Genomic DNA, 24,034 nt, shown 5'->3' on the forward strand with positions numbered 1-24,034 from the left:
GCCGCGTCAGCGCTCCATGGTGCGCTTGAAGTAGCGCGGCACGAGCTTCTGGTAGAAGCGCTCCGGGCTCATCCGCTTGATCCGCCAGGCCCAGGCGCCGTCGGCGTGCGGCAGCGAGTAGAGCTCACCCGCGTCGACCGAGGCGAGGGCGACGCGGGCGACCTCGGGGGCCTGGATCTTGGCCCGGGCCATCAGCTTCTCGGCGACGTGCTGGTGGTTCGCGTTGCGGCTGCGCGTCGCCTGGATGATGTTGGTCTGGAAGAAGGTCGGGCACAGCACGGTCACGCCGATGCGCGCCGGCTTGAGCTCGCTGCACAGCGTCTCCGAGAGCGCGACCACCCCGGCCTTGGTGACGTTGTAGGGCGCCATCTCGGGCGTGCACAGCAGGCCCGCGGCCGACGCGACGTTGAGGATCGCGCCGTGGCCCTGGGCCTTGAAGCGGGGGATGAAGGCGCGGCAGCCGTAGATCACCCCCCAGAGGTTGATGCCCATGATCCAGGCCCAGTCGGCCGACGGGATCTCGGCCATCGGCCCGGCCACCGCCACGCCCGCGTTGTTGACGATCAGGTCGGTGCCGCCGAAGGCCTGCGCCGCGTGCTCGGCCAGCGCCTCGACCTGGGCCTCCTGGGCCACGTCGCAGGCGACCGAGCGGGCCTCGCCGCCGGCGTCGCGCACCGCCGCGGCCGTGATCTCGGCCGCGTCGAGGTCGATGTCGGCCGCGATGACGCGGGCCCGACGACGGGCGAGCTCGAGGCACAGGGCGCGGCCGAGGCCGCCACCTGCACCCGTGACGACGGCGCGAGGACGTTGCGGGAGTGACATGCCGCGAGAGGGTAGCCCAGAGCGAACAAGCCGGGGACCGCGGAACGCAACGCCCGCCGCGACGCGGGCGAACACGCGGCCATGCCCCACCCCGCCCTTCGCCCCGCGCCCGCCCGCAGCGACCAGATCTCCCGCGAGATCGACCGCGACGAGCGGGTCGTCCTGCAGCTGCTGCGCCGCCGCCTGCTCGCCGAGCTGGGCCCCGCCCTCGCCGGGCCCCGCGAGCTCCCGGGCGTCCTCGACGCGCTCGCGCGGGTGCTCGCCGAGGCCCGCGTGCAGGCCCGCCGCCTCAACGACGCCCGCATCACCCGCCGCGCCGAGCGACCGCAGGCCCTGACCCTGCGCCCGCCCCCGCCGGCCCTGGCGATCCACGCCTGCCACGGCGCCTACCTCGGGGCCTTCCCCGACCTCATGGCGATCGGCCGCATGGCGATCGTCGGCGGCCTCGCCCGACCTGGCCCTTACGACCTGTCCGAAGGGTCACTCGCGGACCTGGCCCTCGACCTGCACCTGCGCGGCGTGCTGTGGACCCTCGAGCACGCCGGAGCGGTGCACGTGTTCCTCTGCCTGTAACCGGCGAGCTCAGCCCCAGGGGTGCCCGTTGGGGAACAGCACCGCGAGCTTGCGGCGCCGGAGCGCCTGCTCGTCGCGGTACACCGCGAACACTGCGTCGACCTCGGGCTCGGGCACGCCGAGGACCATCGCCATGGCGCGGATCGTCTGCTCCTCGGCTGGATCGAGCACGCCGTCGGCGTCGGCCGCACAGATCGCGTTGTAGACCAGGCTGTGCACGAACAGGCCCGGTCGCTCGGTCTGGGCCAGCAGCTGCATCGGGTCGAGCGCGCGCGGGTCGAGCGTCCGCAGCTCCTGCAGCAGCTCGTAGGTGCCCCCCGAATTGGCGGTGAAGCCGATGATCCACTCGAGCTCGGCCGGCGCCAGCTCGCCGTCCCCCGCGGCGCAGATGATCATCGCCTTGGCGAAGCCCTCGAGCAGCGGCAACATCTTGCGCTGCTCGCTGAGGTTCGGCGCCGGCGGCAGCTGGGTCGCCCCCAGCTGCGTGCGCAGGAAGAACTTGAGCGCCTGGTGGAGCACGGCAGCGTCGCCCGTGCCGGCCGGCGCGTCGTAATCGATGGTGTCTTGCAGCAGCGTCGGGGTGCTCATTTCGCCCCGGTGTATGCGAATCCACACCCGTTGTCGACCCCCACACAGGTGGCCCAGGCGAGCGCTGGCAGACCAGTTGGCGGCCGATTTGGGGCTCTTCGGGGACTACCCGCGCTGCGGGTTGTCGCCGACGAACAGGATCGGCTCGCTCGCCGGAGCCGTGTCCGCGACCGGCGGCTCGCCCCGCAGCTGCACGCCGGGCTGGTAGCGGTCGCCCCGGACCGTGCGCAGCAGCCCCAACATGTCGAAGCGACCCGCGACGTGATCGCGGACCATGTCGATCAGCAGCTCCTGGAAGAACATGCGGCGGTAGGTGAAGTCAACGACGACGTCGGCGCGCAGCTTGGTCGGCTCGACGAAGCTCGCGTGACCGGGCCGGACGAAGCGCTGGTAGCGGTCGATGTTCCAGCGGATGTCGGCGCTGCGCTCGTCGAGGTCGCGCAGCAGGCGGCCGATGAGGCGCTGGTCAGCGTCGACGTCGAGGAACACCCGCAGATCGAAGAGCTCGACGATCGGGGGGTTCAGCACGAACAGGCCCTCGACCACCACCACCGGCGCGGGCTCGACCGCGATCGCGGCCGGGCGCTGGACCTGCTCGCGAAAGTCGTAGCTCGGCGCCATCACCCCCTCGCCCGCCCGCAGCGCCCGCAGGTGCTCGAGCAGCAGCGGGATGTCGATGTGCGACGGGTGGTCGAAGTTCACGTCGCGCGGGTCCATCTCCCGCTCGACCTGCGACAGGCTGCGAAAGTACTGGTCCATGCTCAGCACGGCGACCTTGTCGACGCCGGCCTGCGTCTGCAGCCGCCGCGCGAGGTAGGTCTTGCCGCAGCCCGAGCCGCCCGCGATACCGATAAGGACAGGAGATACGCCGCTCATGCGCTGGGGAGCGCGACCGTATCACGGTCCAGCGCGACGTCGCAGGGCCAGCCGAGCGTCTCCGCGATCCGCAGGCGCAGGGCGTCGGCCGCCGCCAGCTCGCCGTGGACCAGGTAGACCTGCCGCGGGCGCGCGCCCGCCCCGAGCCAGGCCAGCAGCTCGCGCTGATCGGCGTGGGCCGAGAGCGTCTCCAGCTGGGCGACCTCGGCGTTGACCGCCACGTACTGGCCGTGGATCTTGATCTGCCTGGCGCCGCCAGCCAGCGCCGCCCCGCGGGTGCCACCCGCCTGGTAGCCCGCGAGCAAGATCGTGCTGCGCGGGTCGGGCGCGAAGTACTTGAGGTGGTGTACGACCCGGCCGCCGGTCGCCATGCCGCTCGCCGAGAGCAAGATCTTCGGCTCGTCGCCGCGGTCCAGCGCCTTCGACCCGTCGGCGTCGCGCACGTAGGTCGGCATCGAAAACGCCGCCTCGCACTCGGCCGCCGGCAGCCGGTGGTCGCGCCCGCGACGGAGGTAGATCTCGGTGGCGGCGATCGCCATCGGGCTGTCGACCACTACCGGCACCCTGGCGATCCGCCCGGCCTCGCGCAGGCGGTGGAGCAGCACCAGCAAGGCCTGCGTCCGCCCGACCGCGAAGGCCGGCACGATCACCGTTCCGCCGCGCTCGATCGTGCGGTTCACGACCTCGGCCAGCGCCGTCATCGGATCGCTGCCCCCGTGCACGCGGTCGCCGTAGGTCGACTCCATCACCACGATGTCGGCGTCCGGACGCCGCGCCGGCGGCTCCATCATCACGTCCTCGTCGCGCCCGAGGTCGCCCGAGAACAGCACCTGCGCGTCCTCGGCCTCGACGGTCACACAGGCCGCGCCGAGGATGTGCCCGGCCCGCGTAAAGCGGGCGTGCAGGCCGCCCGGCAGCGCGAAGCGCTCGTCGAACTCGACGACCCGCAGCTGCTCGAGCACCTGCTCGGCGTCGGCCACGGTGTAGAGCGGCAGGGCCGGGTGGTGCTTCGAGTAGCCCTTGCGGTTGGCGTAGCTGGCGTCGAGCTCCTGCAGGTAGGCGGCGTCGGGCAGCAGCAGGCGGCACAGCGCGGCGGTCGCGGCCGTGCAGTAGATCGCGCCGCGGTAGCCCTCGCGCACGAGCACCGGCAGGTAGCCGCTGTGGTCGACGTGCGCGTGGGTCAGCAGCACCGCGTCGACCCCACGCAGCGCCTGCGGCAGCGCGGCCCAGTTGCGCAGGCGCAGCGGCTTGAAGCCCTGGAACAGCCCGCAGTCGACCAGCACCTGCACCTTCCCGGTGTCGAGGAGGTGCTTCGAGCCGGTGACCGTGCCGGCCGCGCCGAGGAAGGTGAGCGTGCTGCTGTGAGCTGCCGTCATGCTGGCTACTCTGTACCAGCTTCCTCGTGCGTCTGGAGGCGGCGGCGGTTGGCCAGGAACAGGCTGACGATGATCGCGGCGCCGGTCAGCCAGCAGCCGACAAGCACGAACAGCTCAGTGGGGGAGATCATGAGGATGGTGAGAGACATGGCTGGTTCTCCTGGAAGAGGCGTCGTTGGCCTCGCCGATCCAGGGGAGCAAGGCGTGTGCCAGCCGCAAGCCCCGTGTCTTCGCGGCGCGACGCCTGGCGGTGGCGCGAGCTCTTCGCCGATGTGCAAGCCTTGCACATGGCCCCAAAAGCCACGCCAGAGCCCCGCTACAGCCCCGGCGAGTCGCCCCAGCCGGCGTCGCCGCGGGCCTTGCTGCGCAAGATCATGGCGATCCCGACCAACATGCCGAGGATCACCAGCCACACCGCGCCGAGCGCGACGAAGGCGGCCCAGTCGATCCAGCGCACGCCGTCGATCACGGGAGTCACGGGGGTCTTGAGGAGGATGAAGGTCATCATGGTTCGCGCTCCTGCTTCTCGTCCGAGGGGTTGGGCTTCTCGTGGGCCTTCTCGCGGGCCTTCGCGCTCGCCTCTTCGCGCTGCTTCGCGACCTGCTCGCGCCGCTCCCACTTGCTGCGCCGGTCCTTCTTCCACGGCTTGTAGGCCCCGTCCGGCAGCGCCGGGAGCCCGTGGCGGGCGCGGACCTCGTCGCTCAGCTGGGCCTCGGGCTCGCTCGCGCAGCGGGTGACGTGCAGCCGACGCTCCGTGCTGTGCTGCGCGAGCTGCAGCTCGGGGATGTAGTAACCGCCGCGCGCGACCTCCTCGGGCCCGGGGATCCGGTAGGTCACCTTCTTCAGCTCGACCTGCTGCGGCGCGACCCCGCCGTGCCGCAGCGCCCACTCGCGGCAGTGGTAGCGGCCGTACCAGGTCTGATACCAGTCGCCCTTGCCCGACTCTCCGCCGCTCATCCGGCGGTTCATCTTGAAGATGCGATCGTTCAAGATCCACGGGATCGGCTTGCGCTCGGGGTCGTACATGTCGCTGCGCAGGTCGAACTCCACGCCGTCGGCGTCGGTCACCAGCACCTTCAAGAACACGTTGTGCCGCGGCGGGTTCGGGGCGAACATGCTCCACCCCTGGGCCGTCTGGGTGCGCGTCAGCCACAGGCGAAATGGATCCTGCGCGGCCGCGCGGAAGCTCTTGACGCACTGCTTGTCCGGCATGCACCACACCGCGACCGCGGTGATGTGATAGATGACCAGGCCGCCGACGAGGAAGCGCCCCCACGGCCCGTAGGCCCACGGGCGATCGAGCGGCGGGCCCTCGTCGCCGCGGGCGATCCGGCGACCGTCGCGGCGCCAGGCCAGCGTCGCCCCGAGCAGCAGCACGAGCACACCAGCGACGGTGGTCCCGCGCGCCCCCGGCAACCCGAGCCCCGCCAGCGCGATCGCGGCTGTCCCGAGGGACAGGGCACCGACGCTGGCCCACAGCGGCAGGCGGGCGGCGTCGCGGTGCCCGACCATGAGGGTCGGGTCCTCGCCGGGGATCGGCCGCAGCTGCGTCGGCATGTTCGGCACCCCCAGCCGCCCGAGCACCATCCCGCAGGCCCGCAGCACGTACGCCAGCTCCTCACCGTTGAGGAACACCATGTACGTGAGCAGCATGATCGGCGCGAACATGCCGATGTTCATCAGCACCAGCAGGTGGCCGTGGAACAGCACGCCGATGGTGAGGAACATGCGCCTACCGAGGAACCAGCCGCAGAACCACTCGAGGTCCAGGACATACTCCCGCCCGAACATGCGCACGTGAAAGGGCCGGTCCCGCAGGCGCCGCCACAGCCACGCGATCCCCAGCATCAGCGCCAGCCAGCCAGCCGCGAAGCCGAGCTGCACCGCCGCCAGCGACGGCTTGCCCTTGCCGACCGCGTAGTGCACCGGGAACCCGACCTCGGCGACCGCCAGCGCCAGCAGGCCCAGCGCCACCCACAGCCCGCGCACCAGCCACAGCTGCGCCCCGCGCAGCGCCGGCAGCCGCTCGCGCAGCGCCCAGCGGGCCACCATCCCGACGATCACCAGCGGGAACGCGGCCTGCCACACGTGCACGACCCACGACATCAGGCGAAACAGGTTGGTGCCGAACACCGCCGACAGGTACTGCGGCGGGACCCGGTAGAAGTGGTCCATGTTGAGCGCGTAATACAGGCTGTCGCCGCGCAGCCACACGTCGCCGTTCTTGGCGCAGCCGCCGTAGACATAGATCGTCGCCACCTGCGCCATCATCAGCAGGCGCGGCCAGCCCGGCACCCGGCGATAGATCGGCAGCAGGCCCTGCGGGTGCTCGAGCGACGGCGGCGCCCCGGCCCCCTCGCCCGGCCCGCCCGGCAGCGACAGCCGACCCTCGCGCGCCAACCGACGGCAGCGCAGCCAGTTATCCACGCTGTACGCGTGCCCGCAGCGCGACAGCACCAGATAGAAGAACATGCACGAATAGACGAGGTCCGTGCCCTCCATGAAGAGCGGGTTTCGCAGGGTGATGCTGTGCATCGCCAGCAGGCTGAGCACGCCCATCAGCCGCGTCCGCCAGCCGACCATGAACGCCACCGTGACCGCCACGAAGCCCCAGAAGTGGATCCAGAACGCCGTGGGCGAGTCCCAGAACCACAGCAGCGAGTACTTCGGGCCCTTCAAGAATTGCAGCAGCGCCCGGCCGTCGAAGAAGCCCGCGGGCTCCCCGATGCCGTCGCCGTAGCCGGCGAATTGCTCGCGCGCCAGCAGCTCGCGCGCCGTGTCGGTCGCGAACAGCCCCTCATCGGTGAACAGGAAGGTGAAGTGCTCCCACAGCCCGCCGACGTTCATCAGCACCCACGCGGCGAACAGGATGCGAAACAGGCCGAGCGCGCGCGGGTCCTCGGTGCGCAGCCACAGCCGGCGCCAGCGCTCCGACTGCGCGATGCCGAGGAGGAACACGACGACCCCGCAGGCGAGCAGCAGCCAGCCGATCGTCGGCGACAGCGCGAGCGCCTCGGCGTTGACAGGCGGGGGATCGGCGAGGGTGAAGAGTCCAGAGCTAAGCAGGGTCATGGGAGCTCGCGACGGATCACCGCCGCGATTAGCAAGCCCCGCGCCAGCGGCTCCGCCGCGTCACCATGCGCCCGGACCGCGCCCCGCCCGGGAAGAAGCTGCGCCGCTGTGCAGCTTTTGCACCGCCCCCCTCGCCCTCGCGGTCGGCGATTGGCAGCGCCGCGGCGATCGCCTAGCGTCACCCGCAATGACCGACCCCCTGGAGACGCGGATCGAGTGCGAGGCGCTGCGGCGCAAGGTGATGCCCGCCGAGGCGGCCGTGAAACACGTGCGCGACGGCGACGTCCTCGCGGTCAGCGGCTTCACCAAGGCCGGCGAGCCCAAGGTCTTCCTGCCCGCCCTCGCCCGCCACCTCGCCGAGCTCGGCCCGGACACCCGCATCACCCTCTATAGCGGCGCCTCGCTGTCCGACGAGGTCGAGGGCCCGCTCTCACCCTTCATCGCCCGGCGCGGGCCCTACATGTCGAGCCCGGCGTCGCGCCAGCTCATCCACGCCGGCAAGATGGCCTACACCGACGTGCACCTGTCGCACTTCGCCCGCGGCCTGATGAACGGCTTCTACGGCGAGATCGACGTCGCCGTGGTCGAGGTGACCCGCATCCGCCACGACGGCAGCGTGGTGCTCTCGGCCTCGGTCGGCGTGTCCCCGGAGGCGCTGGCCCGGGCCCGCGCCATCGTGCTCGAGGTCAACACGGCCCTGCCCGACTGCACCGGCCTGCACGACATCGTCCTCCCGCCGACCCCGCCGACGATCGGCTGGCCCGTGCCCGTCACCGGCGTGCGCGACCGCATCGGCGCGCCCTTCGTGCGCCTCGACCCGAACAAGGTCGTCGCCGTCGTCGAGTCGCAGCAGCCCGACTACCCGGTCCTCTACCACGCCGACGAGGCCGTCTGCACCGCGATCGCCCGCCACGTGATCGGCTTCCTCGTCGACTGCCAGGACCGCTTCGGCTGGCGCCACTGGGTCCCGCCGCTGCAGTCCGGCGTCGGCAACATCGCCAACGCCGTGATCGCCGAGCTGCACCGCTCCCCCTTCGCCCGCCTGCACTTCTGGACCGAGGTGTTCCAGGAGGGCCTGGTCCCCCTGCTCGCCGACCACGACCGCTTCGCCGGCGCCAGCGCGGCCGCCCTCTCGCTCGCCGACACATCCCCCGCGCGCCTCGCCGCCGTCATCGCGGCGGCCCGCGGCGACCTCGTGCTGCGCCCGATGTGGATGTCCAACAACCCGGAGATCATCAACCGCCTGCACGTGATCGCGATGAACACCCCGCTCGAGGTCGACATCTTCGGCAACGTCAACTCGACCCACGTCGAGGGCTCGCGGATCGTCAACGGCCTCGGCGGCAGCGGCGACTTCTTCCGCAACGCCTACCTCAGCATCGCCCACACCCCGTCGGTCCGCCGCCTCCGCGACGGCCGCACCGTCTCCTGCGTGCTCCCGCAGATCAGCCACGTCGACCACACCGATCACGACATCAAGTGCATCGTCACCGAACAGGGCCACGCCGAGAACCTCGCCATCCGCTCGCCCCGCGCCCGCGCCCGCGACATCATCGAGCGCTGCGCCCACCCGCACTTTCGCCCGCTCCTGCGCGAATACCTCGCGCTCGCCGGCGGCGGCGACGAGCCGCACATGTCCAAGCCCGATTACCTCGACGGCTGGCGCCGCAGCTACGACGCGGCGTGCCTGCAATTCCCGGGCGGGGCGGCCGGCGGCGCCGCGTAATACCGCGACCGCCCGCGCCGGGTGGGCGATACTCGGCGCATGCGACACCACCCTCGCAGGCCAGCGATCGGCAGGCGTGAGCTCTGCCTCGGGCTGCCGGCCCTCGCCGCGGCCTGGACCAGCGGATGCCTCAACGGGCGCGGCGGCCCCGATCGCGGGGCTCCGTCGATTCCAGAGCGAGTGCATGTGGCGCTCGACGCCCCGCTCGGTCCCTACGATCGACTCTCCGGCGTCCAGGGATCGCCGTACCCCGAGGTCGACGAGGATGTCCCGCACATCGAGGCCTTCCGGGCGCACCACATCGAACGCACGCGCTTCCCCCAGGATTGCCCCGCCAACACGCTCACGCTCGCGGGCATCTTCCCCGACGAGCGGGCCGACCCCGACGACCCCGCGAGCTACAACTTCGCGGCGATCGATCGCCATGTGCGAGCCGCCCGCGAGGTCGGGCTGCGAGTGCTCTGGCAGTCGTCCTATGATATCGGCGGCTCCGATCGCTGGGTCGGGCTCAATCTCGGTGGTCGGCCGATCCGCGATCTCGATCGCTGGAGCCGCGTGCTCGCGCGGTGTCTCGAGCACTTCAGCATCGGCTGGGCCGGCGGCTTCGAGCGCGGGATCGACGACGTCGAATTCCTCAATGAGGGCAACGGCCTGGGCGGCTACGGCGCCGACGGTGCGGCGCTCCACGCCGCCTTTCGTCGCTTCCTCGCTACCGTGAGTGCGCACAATCGCCGTCACCCCGACGCGCAGGTCCGCCCTGTCGGGCCCGGCATCCCGCTGTCGATCGTCGAGTGGCCGGCGCTGCGCGGCGCCCTGGACCGCATGCTCGCCGATCTGGTGCGCTCCGGCACGGCGCTGCCCGTGCTGAGCTTTCACAGCTACGGCGCCGACACCTCGCCCGCGGCCAACGCTCGCCTCGCACGCGAGCACCGAGCATTGCTCGACGCGCACGGCCTCACCGCGACCGAGCTGTGGAACAGCGAGTGGCAGGCCGGCGACTTCCTGCGCACGCACCTCGACGTCGATCCAGCGCGGGCCCGGTCTGCGACACCCGACGAGCGCCGGGTCTTCGCCCAGGGCGTCGCCTCCTACGCGCTGTCGTGCAAGGCGCGCTGGCAGGGCGTGGTGACCGGCTCGTTCTACTACCGCGCCGGACGCCGCGCGTGGCCGCCAGGCCAGAGCGCACCGCTCGGCAACGGTGACGGCAGCGCCGGCTTCTTCTCACCCGCGGGCCGGGTCGGCGCGCTCGCCCTGCAGGAGCTGCTGACCCACCGCCTCGCACAGCGCACCCCGCAGCGCTGCGCCGTCGATTGCGCGGACGACCCGCTGTTCACGGCCCTGGGTCTGCGGGGGGAAGCCACCGCCGCCGCGCTGCTGGCCAGCCTAACCCTCGCCCCCCGCCGGATTCAGGTGCGCTTAACCGGCGGGCCCGCCCTGACGCGCGCACGAGTCGTGCGCATCGACACCGACGCCCAGGCGCTCGCCGAGGAGGACGTGCCAATCACCCGCGCGGACGACGGCGCCGTCACGGCCGAGCTGACCCTGGGCGCGCTCGCGGCGGCGGTGCTCGAGGTGCAATGAAACGACTCGACCCGCGATGGGAGTTGGCTCAACCCTGCCGAGATCGAGGCGAGTCTCTGGTGTTCAAGCTCGACCAGATCAGTACAACCCGGTCAGAGCATTAGCTCCGACGCATAGCGAAGAGTGCGTCGAATTCAGGGTCGCCCGTGTCGTTGCGGAAGGCATCGACGAACGCGTCAAAGTCGCAGAGCTTCTCGATGAAGGCGCGGAACGCCACGCGTTCCCGCAAGTCGATCTGCGCCGGCTGGCCGCCGACCACATCCCACACGAGATAGCGCACCGGGTCATCTCCGTGGCTCATCGCATGCTCAAGCTCACACGCACGGTACTGCCTGGCGAGCAGGTGCGGGAGCTCGGACGAGAGTGCATCCCGCCCGAGCCTTCCGAAGCGCACGAGCACGGTCTTGAAGCCCTCGCGGACGGGCTCGGGGAAGCTCGGCCAGGCGGCGTCGAGCGGCTGCGGGTCGCGGGCATAGACTGGCATCACCATGCGATCGAGCGTGTCGGACCAACCCGGCACGATGCCGCCGAGCTGCGGATTCGTCACGCGCGCGAGAAACGCGGCCAAGTCGACTCCGGTCACGGTGCCGGTGTCCTCCGCCAGCTCGGACCACAAGTTGTGCCAGCTCCACGTATCGAGGATGCCGAGGCAGGTCATGTGCCACGCAAGCGCCACGCGCTGCCCGTTCTCGACCACGCCGTCGAGCACTTTGAGCATATCCCAGCCGGTCTTCTTCCTTTGCATCCGGTTCGCCAGCTTCTGCAGCTCCTTCAAGGACGGTGGTGTAAACGGGAGCGCCCGCTCGGCGGCGGGCGTCCGCGGGTCGTCCGCGGTTTTTGCAATCGTGACCTTCTTCGACGATGAGGAGATGCCCTTGGTTGCCATTGTGTCCTCCGAGCTGGCTGCGATCCCGAGACGGATGGATGCGATGGGATCGCGGGCGCGAGTATACATGAGAAGCGCTTCCGCGCGTCGTCGGCAGTTCGGTGCCGCCTCGGGTGTCGAAGGACGAATGTCCCCGGCGTAACGCGAACGTCGGTCACGGGCAGACGTACAGCGGCGTGATGGGGGCGAAATCCCACGCCGAGAGGTTCATGGCGTCGTAGGCGACGAGCTCGTCGGTCAGGGACGAGGCGATGTCGTCGAGGGTCTGGTCGAGTTTGTCGGCGGGCATGACCGAGGCCTCGGCGACGCAGACGAACTTGTCGGCGCCGCAGAGGTCGAGCGGTTCGCACTCGGGCGGTGCGAACGCCTGGACGCCGACGTCGCCGTAGAGCGGGCGCCCGTCGACGAGGACGAGCCCGATCTCCGCGGGTGTGGCGGCGAGCAGCGCGGCGTACGGATCGTTGTTGTCGCCGGCGACGATCAGCAGGTCGGCGCGCTTGCCGACCTCGATGACGCCGATGAACGCGTCGACCCCGAGGGCCCGCGCGGCCGCGCCGGTGACCATCTCGAACAGAGCCTGCGCGGTGAGCTGGTCGCCCCACTGGGTGTCGTCGATCATATCGGCGTAGCGCAGCTCATCGAGCAGGTTCTGGCTGCCGGTGATCGACCAGTTGGGGGCGAGCACGACCTCGACGCCGGAGGCCCGCGCGAGCGGGACATCGGCGGTCGCGCCGTACAGCAACACGTCGCTGTGCGGCGACCAGATCAGGTGCATCGCCTTTCCGGCCATCTCCTGGAACTCGGGCGCTCCGAGCACGGTGCCGTGCACGATCGACGTCTCGGGCTTGAACAGACAGCCGTCGACGGTCGACACCGTTTGGAGCTTCGTGAACTCGCTCTTGGCGGTGGCGTCGATCCCCTCGCCGATGTGGATGAGATAGGCGTCGGTGGTGTCGCCGGAGATCGCGCTGCATACCCCGTCCGCCGCCGGGGTCGTCGGGAACAGGGTCGCGACCTGAATCTTGTCCTGACCGAGGTCGTTGGGGGTCTGGTCGATCGTCCGGGCGAGCGAGCCGTAGCACGGCCTGTTCGCCGGGTTCGCCGCGCCGACGATCGCGGTCGTCCCGGCGATCACGCCCTTCAGCTCGCCGTACTTGTTCAGCTCGCAGCCCCGGTCGATCGGGCTGTTTCCTTCGCCGTTCAGGTACTGCTTGGCGTCGACCATTGCCCCGTACCTGGCCTCGTTCGTCCACTGGTTGTGGTTGGTGTAGACGTTTAGCGGGGCCCAGTCACTCGCGTCGAAGATGTCGAACTGAATGTGGTCGTGGGCGTTGAGCAGGCCGGGCATCACGATCCCGTGCGCGTCCACCACGGTCGCGCCGAGCGCCTCCGGGTCCCCGGAGCAGTCGGCCGCGACGCAGGCCAGCTGGTCGTCGACGATCAGCACATCGCCGTCGTACACCCCGTCGGACGTGACCAGGCAGCCGTGGATCCGTAGCCGTCCGGGCGTGCCGAGCGACACCACCTCGGGTGGACCCGGCGCGCCGTCACAGGCCTCGCATGCGGCGCCGACCCCGTCGCCGTCGGCGTCGATCTGGTCGGGGTTGGCGATGTCGGGGCAATTGTCTCCGCCGAACACGCCGTCGCCGTCCGCGTCTTCCCCGGTCTCGCCGCTCGATCCGAGCGAGGGATCGTTGGTCGTCTCGATGGTCGTATCGATGGTGCTCACGCCCCTGGTCGTATCGCCGCCGCTCGAGCTGCTGGTCGCCGGGCCGCTGGTCGGGCTGGTCGTTACGGGATCGGTCGCGGCGCTGGTCGTCTCGCCGGCGGTCGGCGGGGTGGTGCTCGTTGCCGGGCCGGTGGTTGGTGCGACGGAGGTGACCGGGTCGACGCCGCCGTGCGTGGTCCCGGAGGTCGACAAAACCGTCGTCGTATCATCACCTGGCGGATCCCCCGCGGGACACGCCGTCAGGGAGCTAGCCACCACCATCCACCATCCACCACGCATGGATCCGACGATAACACACGTCGTCGGACCGACGGGTCGACAGCGGCCGGTTGCTGGGGGGCTGGGGGGGGGGGGGGCCCGGCGGGCCTCCGGGGCTCGCGCGCTCCCGGCCGCGCGACCGCGGAGAAAATCCCGATAGTCGCTGGGCTCCGTGCTCCGCGCGACCCCGGCGCTGCAGCTGGCCGCCGCCGCCGACCTGCGGGCGCTGTGTGTCGCCCCCGCCTGGGTCCTGCGCACCTCGGGCCACGCACGCGATGACCTCGCCGCCCAAGTGTCCTCGGCCTGTATGTCCACCTTCATTGCCTTGTCACCGACGGCGCATTCGCCCCGAGTCTATCGGATCTCGTCTCCATCGACCCGCGCCGTGCACTCGATCTCCACGCGAGCGCCGAGCGCCAGGCCCGTCGCCCCGAAGGCACTGCGCGCGGGCTTCGGGCCGGGAAAGTAGGTCGCATAGATCTCGTTCACCTTCGGCCAGTCATTCATATCGGCCAGCATGACCATGCACTTGACGACGCGGTCCATCGAGGTGCCGGCCTTCTCGACGATCGCGCGGATGTTGTCGAGGGTCTGCCGGGTCTCCGCCTCCAGCCCGCCCGCGACCAGCACCGGCGCGCCCCCCTCGACGCGCGTCCCGATCTGCCCCGAGACGAACAGCAAGTCGCCGGTCCGCACCGCCGACGAGAACGGATACGGCCACGGCTCGCTCATGGTGATGAACTGCGGATCGGGGCGCACAGGCGCCGGCGCGGCGGCACGGACACAGGCCGCGCACGCGAGGCCGATCAGGGGAGCGAAGCGAGCCAGGCCCATGGCGCGAAGGTATCAGATACGAGCGCGGCGCAGCGGCGCGCCTTGACAGCGCCCGCGAGCCCGCCCGATCCTCGCCGCGGTCGGTGATCGGGGGGCAACATGGGCGGACCGAAGAAGGTTGGGGCGCGACGAGACCTGGCGACCCGCTCGCCCGACCCCCTTGCGGCACATTCCTCGCCGCAGCTCGACGCGCAGCCGGAGCACGCGGGCGTGACGGCCGCGGCGCTCACGATCCAGCGCAGCGCCGGCAACCAGGCGACCCGGCGGGCCCTCGATCGTGCCCGCGAGTCGCGGATCACCGCGGTGCTCCCGGCCGATCACCCGGGTGAGCGCGCCGCGGATCGCCTGGCAGCCGACGCCCTCGCGGCGAGGCCTCCACGCGCCACTGCGGCCCTGAGCACCGCCCGTCCCCGCGGCGGCGGTCGCCCGCTGGCCCCGGCCCTGCGGCGCGACATGAGCGGCGCCTTCGGGGTCGACTTCACCGCGGTCCGCGTCCACGACGACGAGCGCGCCGACGGCATGAGCCGCTCGATCGACGCCCTCGCCTTCACCACCGGGCCCGATATCTACTTCCGCCGCGGCGCCTTCGATCCTGCCGGCGCGGCCGGCCGGGGCCTGCTCGCCCACGAGCTCGCCCACGTGGTCCATCAGGCCCGCACCCCCGCGGCCGCGCCGGTGATCCAGCGCTACACGATCGTCGACAGCAGGAAGGACATCGACAGCGTCGAGTGGACCGCGGAGCACACCTTCGTCCACCAGGCCCGCGGCGAAGCGCTGGACGACTTCCTCGTCAGTCCCACGGCTGATACCGCGAGGATCGCGAGCCACAACGGCGAGGCGGGGGTCAGCCTGCGCGTCTCGGATGACCTCCAGCTCGCCGTCGAGGAGCTCGGACCCTCGAACCTGAAGCAGGCCAAGGCCTACTATTCGACCGCGGAGCGCGTCGCGGACAGCAATGAGAAGCTCGCCGCCGTCGGCTCCCCCTTCGAGATGCTGCCTCAGGAGGCGGAGGCCCTGACCCTGACCACCCCCGATGGCTCCGAAACTCTGGTCAAAGTCCTGCCGCGCAACAAGGTCACGCCAAAAGGCACCCAGCGCACACCCAGCCCGGACGAGGCCGAGGTCAGCGAGGGCCTCGGAATGTTCGCACGTCAACAGTGCATCGAGCTCGCCGAGCAGATCACCGGTCGCGCGCAGGGCGGCAAGGAGGCCTACCTGAAGCTCGACGACGGCCAGGGCGACGACCTCGACGGGATGCGCCACCTGCTCGAGACCGTCCCGCTCCGGGGCGTGCGTACGGACGCGAACTCCGGCTATATTCGCAACTTCATCGAGGACCTCGACGCGCTCGCCGAGAATCCGCTGGCCGCCGCCATCGTGCGAGATATTCGCCCGCTTTTCGTCGAGCTCAAGCAGTGCCTCGCCAGCGACGCCACCCCGAGCGACGCGCTGCGCATCATGCTCGCCGAATACATGGCCGTCGACACGGCGAACGAGATCCCCGAGCTGGCCAAGGTCGGCGTGCTCGCAGCGAGCGACCCGAACATCGCCCGCGTCCACGAGACCGTCCGCCAATTCGCCATCTATGACCGGCTGAAGCAGCTCGAGCAGGCCTCGGAGTCCGGGGAGCAGGAGGAGGCCCGGGCCGACGTGATGGACGCACTCGGCATCGACGAGTACGCGAGCCCGGAGGTCGGCGAGGCCTACCGGATCAAGTACCTCGGCGGCATTACCGGGGAATGGAACTACCACTGGGCCGGCGTCGTCGCCCGCAGCGGCCTCGACACGGTGACCCTGGAGAACTACACCCGCGACCAGCGCTCGGCCGCCGACGCGGGCAGGTTCCACGACGCGCGCTGGTACTTCGCCATGTACGGCACCGAGGAGCAGTCCTTTCACCACGACCACACCACCCCGTCGGGCCTGACGATGACCGGCGCGTACGCCACCCGGGCCCAGGAGTCCAGGGAGGCGGCGCCGCAGGACCCGGACCTCGCCCGCTCGTGCGACCTGGGGACCCGCCTGGCGACGATGCGGCGCGACCTGATCAAGGACAGCGCGGGGCGCAGCACCAACGCCCACTATCTCACGATCCTCCGGCTCCTCGGCGAGTGCGCGGCCCTCGCGATCGAGGCGGCCGAGGACCCGAAGAAGTACAAGGATCTGGTCGACCTCGGCGACCAGATCAGCGTCACCATCGACGCGGCAACCAGCAGCAAGCGCGACGTCCGCGACGCCCGCAACCAGGCCCTCGAGGCGATGCGGGTCGCGCTCGTCGCGGTCAAACGCGAGGCCTTCACCGCGTTCCTGGCCAGCGGGTGAGCGCATCATCCGTTCGCCACCGGGCAGCGCGTGACCACGATCGCGCCGCGCGGCCGCAACCCCTCGCCTCGGCCCGCCGCGTCGCTTGTGTCAGGTTAGCCAGCATGCGAGGGTCTGCCGGAGGGCGTGCAGCCACCGACCAGAGCTCCAGCGCTGAGCCACAGCGACACAGTGGCCGCGGTCACTGACAGCGCCGCGACCATGGCGGCCGACGCCGGCTTGCTGCGCACCCAGCCGCGCGAGGATCTCGAGGCCGTGCCGGAGCAGATCGGCCGCTTCCGCGTGCTCCGCCGCCTCGGCGCCGGCGGCATGGGCGTGGTGTTCGCCGGCTTCGACCTCGAGCTCGACCGCAAGGTCGCGATCAAGCTGCTGCTGGTCGACCGCGGCGAGGGCAGCATCGGCCGCACCCGCATGATGCGCGAGGCCCAGGCGATGGCCCGCCTGTCGCACCCGAACGTCATCCAGATCTACGAGACCGGCACCTTCCGCGGCCAGATCTTCCTGGCGATGGAGTACGTCTCGGGCCGCACCCTCGACGCCTGGCAGTCGGCCCGCCGCCGACCCTGGCGCGAGATCCTGGCGATGTACCTGCAAGCCGGACGCGGCCTCGCGGCGGCCCACGCCGTCGGCATCATCCACCGCGACTTCAAGCCCGACAACGCCCTCGTCGACCGCGACGGCCGCCTCCGCGTCCTCGACTTCGGACTCGCCACCCGCGGCGGCGAACTCAACGACAGCGCCCCGACCACCACCAACCCCGCCGACCTCACGATCAGCGCCCTCGACCGCAGCCTCACGCACGTCGGCGCCGTCATGGGCACGCCCGCGTACATGTCCCCCGAGCAGGCGATCGGCGCCGCGGTCGACGCCCGCACCGATCAATTCAGCCTCTGCGTCGCCCTGTGGGAGGCGATCTACGGCCAGCGCCCCTTCGCCGGCGAGTCGCTCCCGGAGCTCAGCCTGAACCTCAGCGCCGGCACGATCGTCCCGCCCCCGCGCGGCAGCAGCGTGCCCGGCTGGCTGCACCGCGCCCTCCTGCGCGGCCTGCAAGTCGACCCCGAGCGCCGCTGGCCCGACCTCAACGCGCTCCTCACCGAGCTATCCCAAGGGCCAGGTCGAACCAGCCGCCGCCTGCTCGCCGCCGCCGGCATCGTCGCCGTGATCGGCGTCGGCGTCGGCCTCGCGCGACCCGGCGAGACCCCCTGCGAAGGCGGCCCCGCGCGCCTCCAGGGCGTGTGGGACGACGACACCCGCGCCGCCGCCGCCGCGGCCGCCAGCGCCAGCGGCCTGCCCTTCGCCGACGACACCGCGACGCGCACCGCCGCCGCCCTCGACGCCCACGCCGCCGCCTGGCTCGCCAGCTACCAGGACGCGTGCCTGGCCCACCACCGCGGCGAGCAGTCCGACGCCCTGCTCGACCTGCGCATGCGCTGCCTCGAGCAACGCCGCGACGAGCTCCACGAGGCCTCTACGCTGCTGCAGGGCGCCGACGCCAGCACCGTCGAGCGCGGCCCGCAGATCGCCGCCACCCTCGCCTCGCTCACCCCTGCGCCGACATCCAGGGCCCAGCGCCGCCGTCCCTCCGCCCCAGGACCCCGCGCTGGTCACCCAGGTCGACGCCCTGCGCCGCGTCCTGACCCGCAGCCGCGCCCTCGAGAGCGCCGCCCGCTACCCCGAAGCGACGACCCTCGCGCAGGAGGTCGTCACCGCCGCCACACCGCTCGCCTACCCGCCGCTGCTCGCCGAGGCCACCGCCCGCCTCGGTCGCCTGTCTAATCGGACAGGTGACTTCGCGCTCGCCGCGACCCAGCTCGAGGACGCCTACTACCTCGCGCTCGCGGCCCGTCACGACGAGATCGCCGGCGACGCGGCCGTCCGCCTGGTCCGCCTGTACGGCGATCGCCTGGGCGACGACGCCCAGGCCGGACGCTGGCAGCGCAGCGCCGCGGCCTTCGTCGCCCGCGCCGGCCCCGACAGCCAGCTCGCCGCCGGCCTCCACAACAGCCTCGGCACCGTGCACATGAAACACCACCGCCAGGAGGAGGCCCGCGCCGAGTTCGAGCAGATGGTCGCGATCTTCGAGAAGGACCCCGGGGTCTCCGTCGACGACCTCGCCAACGCGCTCAGCAACCTCGGCGCCACCCTCGAGGCGCTCGGCCGCCTCGACGAGGCCGAGGCCCGCCTGACCCGCTCGTTGCAGCTGCGCGAGCAGACCTTCGGCCCCGAACACCCGAACACGGCGATGACCCTCGGCAACCTCGCCAATGTCTACGAGAAGCGCGGCGACTGGGCCGGCGCCCGCCGGGCCAACGAGCGCGTGATCGCGATCTTCACCCGCTCGCTCGGCCCGCGGCACGCCAACACCGCGATGGTCAGCGCCAACCTGGCCAGGTGCCTGGCCAAGCTCCACGATCCCGCGGCCCGCGAGCGCTACGAGCAGACGATCGCCACCTTCATCGAGGTGTTCGGCGAACAGAGCCCCATGCTCGCCGAGCTGCGTGCCGAGTACGCCGCATCCGGCCTCGCGCCAGCACCCTGAGCGCCAACAAGACCCAGCCCAAATTCCGGCACCCGCGCTTGGCAGGCCGATCGCGGCGGCGTACCGTGCGGCCATGGCACGCCCCCACCGACTCCTCTCCGCCGCCCTCGGCCTCGCGCTCGCCAGCTGCGGCGACGGCTCGAAAGACGCCACCGGCGATACCGCGTTTACCAGCGTCGGCACCACCAGCACCACCAGCGCCCCCACCACCACCGAGCCCGGCAGCTCGAGCGGCGCCGCCTCCACCTCCGCCGCCTCCAGCACCACCGCCCAGGCCACCAGCGACGCCTCCACCAGCGACGCCTCCAGCACCGGCGCCGTCGTCACCACCACCGGCAGCACCGGCGAACCCGGCAGCACCAGCGACGCCAGCAGCTCCGGCGCCGCCAGCAGCTCCGGCGGCGAATCCAGCACCGGCGAGCCCGTCATCTGCCCGCCGCCCGAACCTGGCGCCCCGCCCTGCAAGGCCTGCGCGGAGCAATTCTGCTGCGAGGAATACGACGCCTGCCAGGCCGACCTCAAGTGCGACTGCGTCTTCGACTGCATCTTCGGCGGCAACGGCCCGATGGGCTGCTCCTTCCAATGCATGCAGCAGGGCATGGCGGGCAAGCCGCTCGACGATATGTTCATATGTGTGATCAACGCGGATTGTAACGTCTGCCCGTTCTGACATCCCCGCGATCAGGCCCCGCCGCGGCCGGATCGGGCGGCTTTGAGCCCCGGCGAGGTCGACGACGAGGAATTGGACAGGTAGGTCGCCAGATTTCGGCCGGTAGCCCGCGCAGGAATCAGGCGCGTCTTCGGCCACCGGCGGTGGCTCGCACGACGTCACGCGAATGAAGATATAGTGCGTGCGTTGCTCCCCGGTCTCCTGCCCGCGGCACTGGCCGCCATCCTTCACGCACCGCCGCCCGCAGCCGAGGGCAGGCCCGTGGACCTGCGCTGGGACGCTCCGAAGCGCTGTCCCGACGAGGCGGCGCTGCGATTGCAGGTGGACGAGATCCTGGGCGGGAGCCTGGCGCTGCCGCGGCCCCGACCCCTGTCGGTGATCGCCGTGGTCCGCGACGAGGGCGAGACCCTGTCCCTGCGCGTGTTCACGGTGGGCGAGGCCGGGATGCGCGAGCGGGCATTGCGTTATGATCGGGACTGCGAGCTGCTCACGCGCGCCGCGGCGGTGGTGATCGCCATCACCATCGATCCCGCCTCGATCGGGCGATTGGGCCCGGACGCGCTGACGCTGCTCGATCCGTCGCAGCAACCAGTGCCCGCCCTGGAGCGCGCCCCCACGGAGGCGCCGCTGGCCGCCCCGGAGCCCACGCCTCCGTCGCCCACCCCGGTCTCCCCGATCCCGGAGCCCGCGCCGCCAGCCCCGACGCCGCCGCCAGCCGCCACGCCCAGGGCCCCCACATGGCGGCCCCGCGGGTCGCTGCGGGCCCTCGGCGGCCTCGGCGTCGGCGAGCTGCCAGGCGTCGGCGGCGGCGTGAGCGTGGCCGCGTCGCTGGTCTTTCGCCACCTTCGGCTGGAGCTGGTGGCGTCGCTGTGGCCCGCGCGTCACCTCCGCCTCGTCGGCACGGACGCGGACAGCGGCGCTGACTTCCTCCTGTGGAGCCTCGGGCCGCGCCTGTGCGGCGTGCTGCATCCCCACCGCTTGCTCGAGCTGCCGCTGTGCGCCGGCGCCGAGGCAGGCCAGGTCCAGGTCACGGGAGTTGGCTTGCAGGACAACCGCCGCCAGCGGGTCACCTGGATGGCCGGGGTGTTCGCGCCGTCGCTCGTGGTCGTGCCGCTGCGCCGGCTGGCGCTGTGGCTGGCGCCGGAGCTCCTCGTGCCGTCGCGGGCCAGCTACACGATCGAGGAGATCGGGCCGATCTTCCGCGCCCAGCCCGTGGCCGGGCGCTTCATGGCCGGAATCGAGCTCCGATTGCCATGAAATTGAGTGATGGATCGGCCGGGGCCGCGGAACCAAGCACGTTGAGCCTCGCGTCCGCCACCATGGCTGCCAGCGCCGAGCCCGTCCGCACCCCCGGTCTGGCGGAGGTCTACAATGCGCACCACGACTTCGTTTGGCGCTCGCTGCGGCGGCTCGGCGTCGACGCGACCGACGTCGAGGACGCGGTGCATGACACCTTCCTCGTGGTCGCGCGCCGGCTGGCTGAGTTCGAGGGTCGATCGAGCCTGCGCACCTGGCTGTTCGCCATCGCCATGCGGGTGGCCCAGTCGCGCCGCCGCGATCAACAGCGCGAGGTCCACCACCTGCACCGATACGAGTCGGTCGCGCCTCCGCAATCCGAGGACCCCTGGACGCGGGAGGAGAGCCGCGCCACGCTGCATCAATTGCTCGACTCGCTGGATGCCGATCAACGGGCTGTATTCATCATGATCGAGCTCGAGAGCATGACCGCCCCGGAGATCGCCGCGGCCCTCGATCTCAAGGTGCCCACAGTCTATTCGCGGCTCCGCCTCGCTCGCGAGGCCATGCGCCGCGCCGTCGCGCGTTACCTGGCACGCACCAAGGATAGGGCACCATGAACGCCATCGATCGCGAGCTGCAGGCCATCATTCATAGCGAGGCGGATCACGTGCTGCCGCCCGCCGGGGCGAAGGAGCTCGGCTGGGCGCGCCTCATGGCGGCGCTGCCGGGTGAGGGCGGGCCCGGCGACGGAGGTGGGCCCGGCGACGGAGGTGGGCCCGGCGACGGAGGTGGGCCCGGAGCTGCCCCGACGGCGCCGCTGCGCCCCGTGGCGACGCTGAAGGCGGCGCCGTCCCTGAAGGCGGCGCCGTCCCTGAAGGCAGTATCGCTGCTGAAAGCGTTGCCGCTGACAGCATTGCTGGTGGTCGGCGTCGTCCTCTCGTGGGGGATGGCGGAGGAGCCCGAGATCGTCGCGGACAGCCTGCCCCCGGCGCCAGAGCCCGCGCTCTCGTGGAACCCGCCGATCTACGTGCCGTTCGCACCGGAGCGGACCGCGGCCCCGCCGACGGCCACGCCGGAGGCCCCCGAGGCGACCGACGCACCCGAGCTCCCAGCGCCGACGCGCCCGACCCCGCGGCCCGCCCCCCAGGAGGACGACTTCGCGGGCGAGCTGAAGCTGCTCGCGGCGGGCCAGGCCGCGATCCAGCGCGGCGCATTGCGTGAGGGCCTCGCGCTGCTGCGCAGCCACCGGCAGCGCTTTCCTCGCGGGCACTTCGCGCAGGAGCGTGACGCCTTGATCGCGATCGCCCGCTGCGAGAGCGGGCAGGCGGCCGCACCCGAGGCGGGACAGAAGTTCCTCCAGGACAATCCGGATTCGATCCACGCCGATCGGGTCCGCAGCGCCTGCAAGCTGTAGCGCCGCGGACCCCTCTGCGTTTTTCTCGAGATCGTGTGATGGATCGGCGGGGGCCGCGGCACCAAGCGCATCACCTCCTGATCGCCACTGGCGTCGTCCGTGACTGCCCGTCGCGGCCTACCGGCTGACCTGTCCAGCGTCGATTCATCGCCCCGATCCGAGCGCGTGCTCATGCGCCGCCGCGTCGCGATTCGACGCCCTCCCCCTCATTCTCGAGGAGTGCATCCCCATGTCCCAAACCAAGCTCATTGTCCCGTTCACGCTCGCCACGCTCCTCGCCTGCCAAGCCGACCCCATCGCCGACACCTCGGCGACGGACACGGACGCGGAGACCGATACCGGCGAGGCCGCCAGCACGACCGGCACCTCGACCACCGACCCGACCACAGGCCCGACCGGCGATACCACCGACCTTACCAGCGCCGGCGATTCGACCAGCACCGGCGACTCGCCCACGACCGGTGATTCGACCACCACCGGTGATTCCACCACCGCCGACGACTCGACCACCACCGGCGATACCACCGGCGTCCCCGACCCCGTCTGTGGCGACGACGCCCAGGACGTCGGCGAGGAGTGCGACAACGGGGCCCAAAACGGCGACGATCAGGCCTGCACCGCCGACTGCAAGATCAACGTCTGCGGCGACGGCAAGCCCGGCCCCGGCGAGGGCTGCGACGACGGCAACGTGGAGGACGGCGACGGCTGCAGCGCCGAATGCATCCTGCCCCCGGAGGCGACGACGCTGCAGCTGAAGTTCTCGCCGATCAAGCAGTTCGACTTCAGCTGGGCGGCCGCGCCCGGCGCGACCTACTATCAATTGATCGAGAGCCCCACCGGGGACCTGCCCTACGATCAGGTCGGGGGAGACATCCCCGGTGAGTCGATCTCGCTGACCATGCCGCTGCACCTGCGCTTCGGCGCGCGCTACATCCTGCGGGCGTGCAACGGCGGGGGCTGCAGCGACTCCGCGCCGGTCGAGGTCGTCGACTCGATGGCGAACGCGATCGGGTACTTCAAGGCCTCCAACACCGAGGCGGGCGACGTTTTCGGGTACATCGACGTCGAACTGTCGGCCGACGGCAACACCCTCGCCGTCGGCTCGCGCCGGGAGGACAGCGCCGCCACCGGCATCGGCGGCGACCAGGCCGACAACAGCGCCGCCAGCGCCGGGGCTGTCTACGTGTTCGTGCGGGCGAACAACGTCTGGTCGCAGCAAGCCTACATCAAGGCCTCCAATACCGAAGCAGTCGACCTCTTCGGGTACAGCCTCGCCCTGTCATCGGACGGCAATGCCCTCGCGGTCAGCGCGGTGGCGGAGGACAGCGCCGCCACCGGCATCGACGCTGACCAGGCCAATAACAGTGCGGTCGACGCCGGCGCCGTGTATGTGTTCGGGCGGACGGGCCAGGCCTGGTCGCAGCAGGCCTACATCAAGAGCTCCAACACCGGCGCCGGCGATCTTTTCGGGAACAGCCTGGCGCTGTCGGGGGACGGCAACACCCTCGCCGCCAGCGCGGTCACCGAGG

General features: G+C 71.4%; 20 protein-coding genes and 1 pseudogene. 11 read left to right on the top strand and 10 right to left on the bottom strand.

What is annotated here, in order from left to right; all coding sequences use genetic code 11:
- Positions 1-6: 6 nt before the first annotated feature.
- On the bottom strand, positions 7-822 hold the full coding sequence (locus tag IPJ59_RS24755) for an SDR family NAD(P)-dependent oxidoreductase (protein WP_293261111.1): 816 nt from the start codon (positions 820-822) through the stop codon (positions 7-9).
- A gap of 81 nt (positions 823-903) precedes the next feature.
- Here IPJ59_RS24755 and IPJ59_RS24760 point away from each other — a divergent pair, with 81 nt between their 5' ends.
- Positions 904-1,395, top strand: a complete 492-nt coding sequence (locus IPJ59_RS24760) for a hypothetical protein (protein ID WP_293261113.1) — start codon at positions 904-906, stop codon at positions 1,393-1,395.
- Positions 1,396-1,404: 9 nt separating this feature from the next.
- Here the strand turns inward: IPJ59_RS24760 and IPJ59_RS24765 are convergent, their stop codons facing one another.
- The 6 genes from IPJ59_RS24765 to IPJ59_RS24790 form a co-directional block, all read right to left on the bottom strand.
- Positions 1,405-1,983 carry a tellurite resistance TerB family protein gene (locus IPJ59_RS24765; RefSeq protein WP_293261115.1) on the bottom strand — a complete coding sequence of 193 codons (579 nt, stop codon included), beginning with the start codon at positions 1,981-1,983 and terminating at the stop codon, positions 1,405-1,407.
- Positions 1,984-2,088: 105 nt separating this feature from the next.
- On the bottom strand, positions 2,089-2,859 hold the full coding sequence (locus IPJ59_RS24770) for a uridine kinase family protein (protein ID WP_293261117.1): 771 nt from the start codon (positions 2,857-2,859) through the stop codon (positions 2,089-2,091).
- Positions 2,856-4,235 (bottom strand): MBL fold metallo-hydrolase RNA specificity domain-containing protein, encoded by a 1,380-nt coding sequence (locus IPJ59_RS24775; protein ID WP_293273561.1) that lies wholly within the window; start codon positions 4,233-4,235, stop codon positions 2,856-2,858. The genes IPJ59_RS24770 and IPJ59_RS24775 overlap by 4 nt, the downstream gene beginning before the upstream one ends.
- Positions 4,236-4,240: 5 nt before the next feature.
- The gene (locus IPJ59_RS24780) at positions 4,241-4,384 is read right to left on the bottom strand and encodes a hypothetical protein (RefSeq protein ID WP_293261121.1); all 144 of its coding nucleotides are present in this window, start codon (positions 4,382-4,384) and stop codon (positions 4,241-4,243) included.
- Between the two features lie 167 nt (positions 4,385-4,551).
- Positions 4,552-4,743 carry a hypothetical protein gene (locus IPJ59_RS24785; RefSeq protein ID WP_293273562.1) on the bottom strand — a complete coding sequence of 64 codons (192 nt, stop codon included), beginning with the start codon at positions 4,741-4,743 and terminating at the stop codon, positions 4,552-4,554.
- Complete coding sequence (locus tag IPJ59_RS24790) at positions 4,740-7,307, bottom strand: hypothetical protein (RefSeq protein ID WP_293273563.1); 2,568 nt, start codon at positions 7,305-7,307, stop codon at positions 4,740-4,742. The genes IPJ59_RS24785 and IPJ59_RS24790 overlap by 4 nt, the downstream gene beginning before the upstream one ends.
- A 187-nt stretch (positions 7,308-7,494) precedes the next feature.
- On the opposite strand from IPJ59_RS24790, the gene IPJ59_RS24795 reads away from it, so the two are divergent.
- Together IPJ59_RS24795 and IPJ59_RS24800 are read left to right on the top strand one after the other, a co-directional pair.
- Positions 7,495-9,033 (top strand): acetyl-CoA hydrolase/transferase C-terminal domain-containing protein, encoded by a 1,539-nt coding sequence (locus tag IPJ59_RS24795; protein ID WP_293261127.1) that lies wholly within the window; start codon positions 7,495-7,497, stop codon positions 9,031-9,033.
- A gap of 39 nt (positions 9,034-9,072) precedes the next feature.
- Complete coding sequence (locus IPJ59_RS24800) at positions 9,073-10,614, top strand: hypothetical protein (RefSeq protein WP_293273564.1); 1,542 nt, start codon at positions 9,073-9,075, stop codon at positions 10,612-10,614.
- 100 nt (positions 10,615-10,714) lie between these two features.
- On the opposite strand, the gene IPJ59_RS24805 is transcribed toward IPJ59_RS24800, so the two are convergent.
- The 3 genes from IPJ59_RS24805 to IPJ59_RS24815 all read right to left on the bottom strand — a co-directional run bounded on the left by IPJ59_RS24805 (position 10,715) and on the right by IPJ59_RS24815 (position 14,321).
- Positions 10,715-11,500, bottom strand: coding sequence for a hypothetical protein (locus tag IPJ59_RS24805; protein ID WP_293273565.1), 786 nt, complete (start codon positions 11,498-11,500; stop codon positions 10,715-10,717).
- Between the two features lie 154 nt (positions 11,501-11,654).
- On the bottom strand, positions 11,655-13,508 hold the full coding sequence (locus IPJ59_RS24810) for an amidohydrolase family protein (protein ID WP_293273566.1): 1,854 nt from the start codon (positions 13,506-13,508) through the stop codon (positions 11,655-11,657).
- 333 nt (positions 13,509-13,841) lie between these two features.
- The gene (locus tag IPJ59_RS24815; protein ID WP_293261138.1) at positions 13,842-14,321 is read right to left on the bottom strand and encodes a RidA family protein; all 480 of its coding nucleotides are present in this window, start codon (positions 14,319-14,321) and stop codon (positions 13,842-13,844) included.
- A 210-nt stretch (positions 14,322-14,531) separates the two neighbouring features.
- Between IPJ59_RS24815 and IPJ59_RS24820 the strand changes: the two genes are divergently transcribed.
- The 8 genes and pseudogenes from IPJ59_RS24820 to IPJ59_RS24855 all read left to right on the top strand — a co-directional run.
- Positions 14,532-16,643, top strand: coding sequence for an eCIS core domain-containing protein (locus IPJ59_RS24820; RefSeq protein ID WP_293273567.1), 2,112 nt, complete (start codon positions 14,532-14,534; stop codon positions 16,641-16,643).
- 171 nt (positions 16,644-16,814) lie between these two features.
- Complete coding sequence (locus tag IPJ59_RS24825) at positions 16,815-18,419, top strand: serine/threonine-protein kinase (RefSeq protein WP_293273568.1); 1,605 nt, start codon at positions 16,815-16,817, stop codon at positions 18,417-18,419.
- A gap of 244 nt (positions 18,420-18,663) precedes the next feature.
- A complete protein-coding gene (locus tag IPJ59_RS24830; RefSeq protein WP_293273574.1) occupies positions 18,664-19,182 on the top strand; it encodes a tetratricopeptide repeat protein in 519 nt (172 codons plus the stop codon).
- A 73-nt stretch (positions 19,183-19,255) separates the two neighbouring features.
- Positions 19,256-19,852: a hypothetical protein gene (locus tag IPJ59_RS24835; protein ID WP_293273569.1), complete on the top strand. Its 597-nt coding sequence runs from the start codon at positions 19,256-19,258 to the stop codon at positions 19,850-19,852.
- A gap of 186 nt (positions 19,853-20,038) precedes the next feature.
- A complete protein-coding gene (locus tag IPJ59_RS24840) occupies positions 20,039-21,109 on the top strand; it encodes a hypothetical protein (protein WP_293273570.1) in 1,071 nt (356 codons plus the stop codon).
- A 62-nt stretch (positions 21,110-21,171) separates the two neighbouring features.
- The gene (locus tag IPJ59_RS24845; RefSeq protein WP_293273571.1) at positions 21,172-21,708 is read left to right on the top strand and encodes an RNA polymerase sigma factor; all 537 of its coding nucleotides are present in this window, start codon (positions 21,172-21,174) and stop codon (positions 21,706-21,708) included.
- A complete protein-coding gene (locus tag IPJ59_RS24850) occupies positions 21,705-22,505 on the top strand; it encodes a hypothetical protein (RefSeq protein WP_293273572.1) in 801 nt (266 codons plus the stop codon). The genes IPJ59_RS24845 and IPJ59_RS24850 overlap by 4 nt, the downstream gene beginning before the upstream one ends.
- 229 nt (positions 22,506-22,734) lie before the next feature.
- A pseudogene (locus IPJ59_RS24855) lies at positions 22,735-24,034 on the top strand (beta strand repeat-containing protein); the annotation flags it as partial.

The sequence above is a fragment of the Nannocystis sp. genome (assembly GCF_016714285.1).
In the GTDB taxonomy this organism is placed as follows: Bacteria; Myxococcota_A; Polyangia; order Nannocystales; family Nannocystaceae; genus Nannocystis.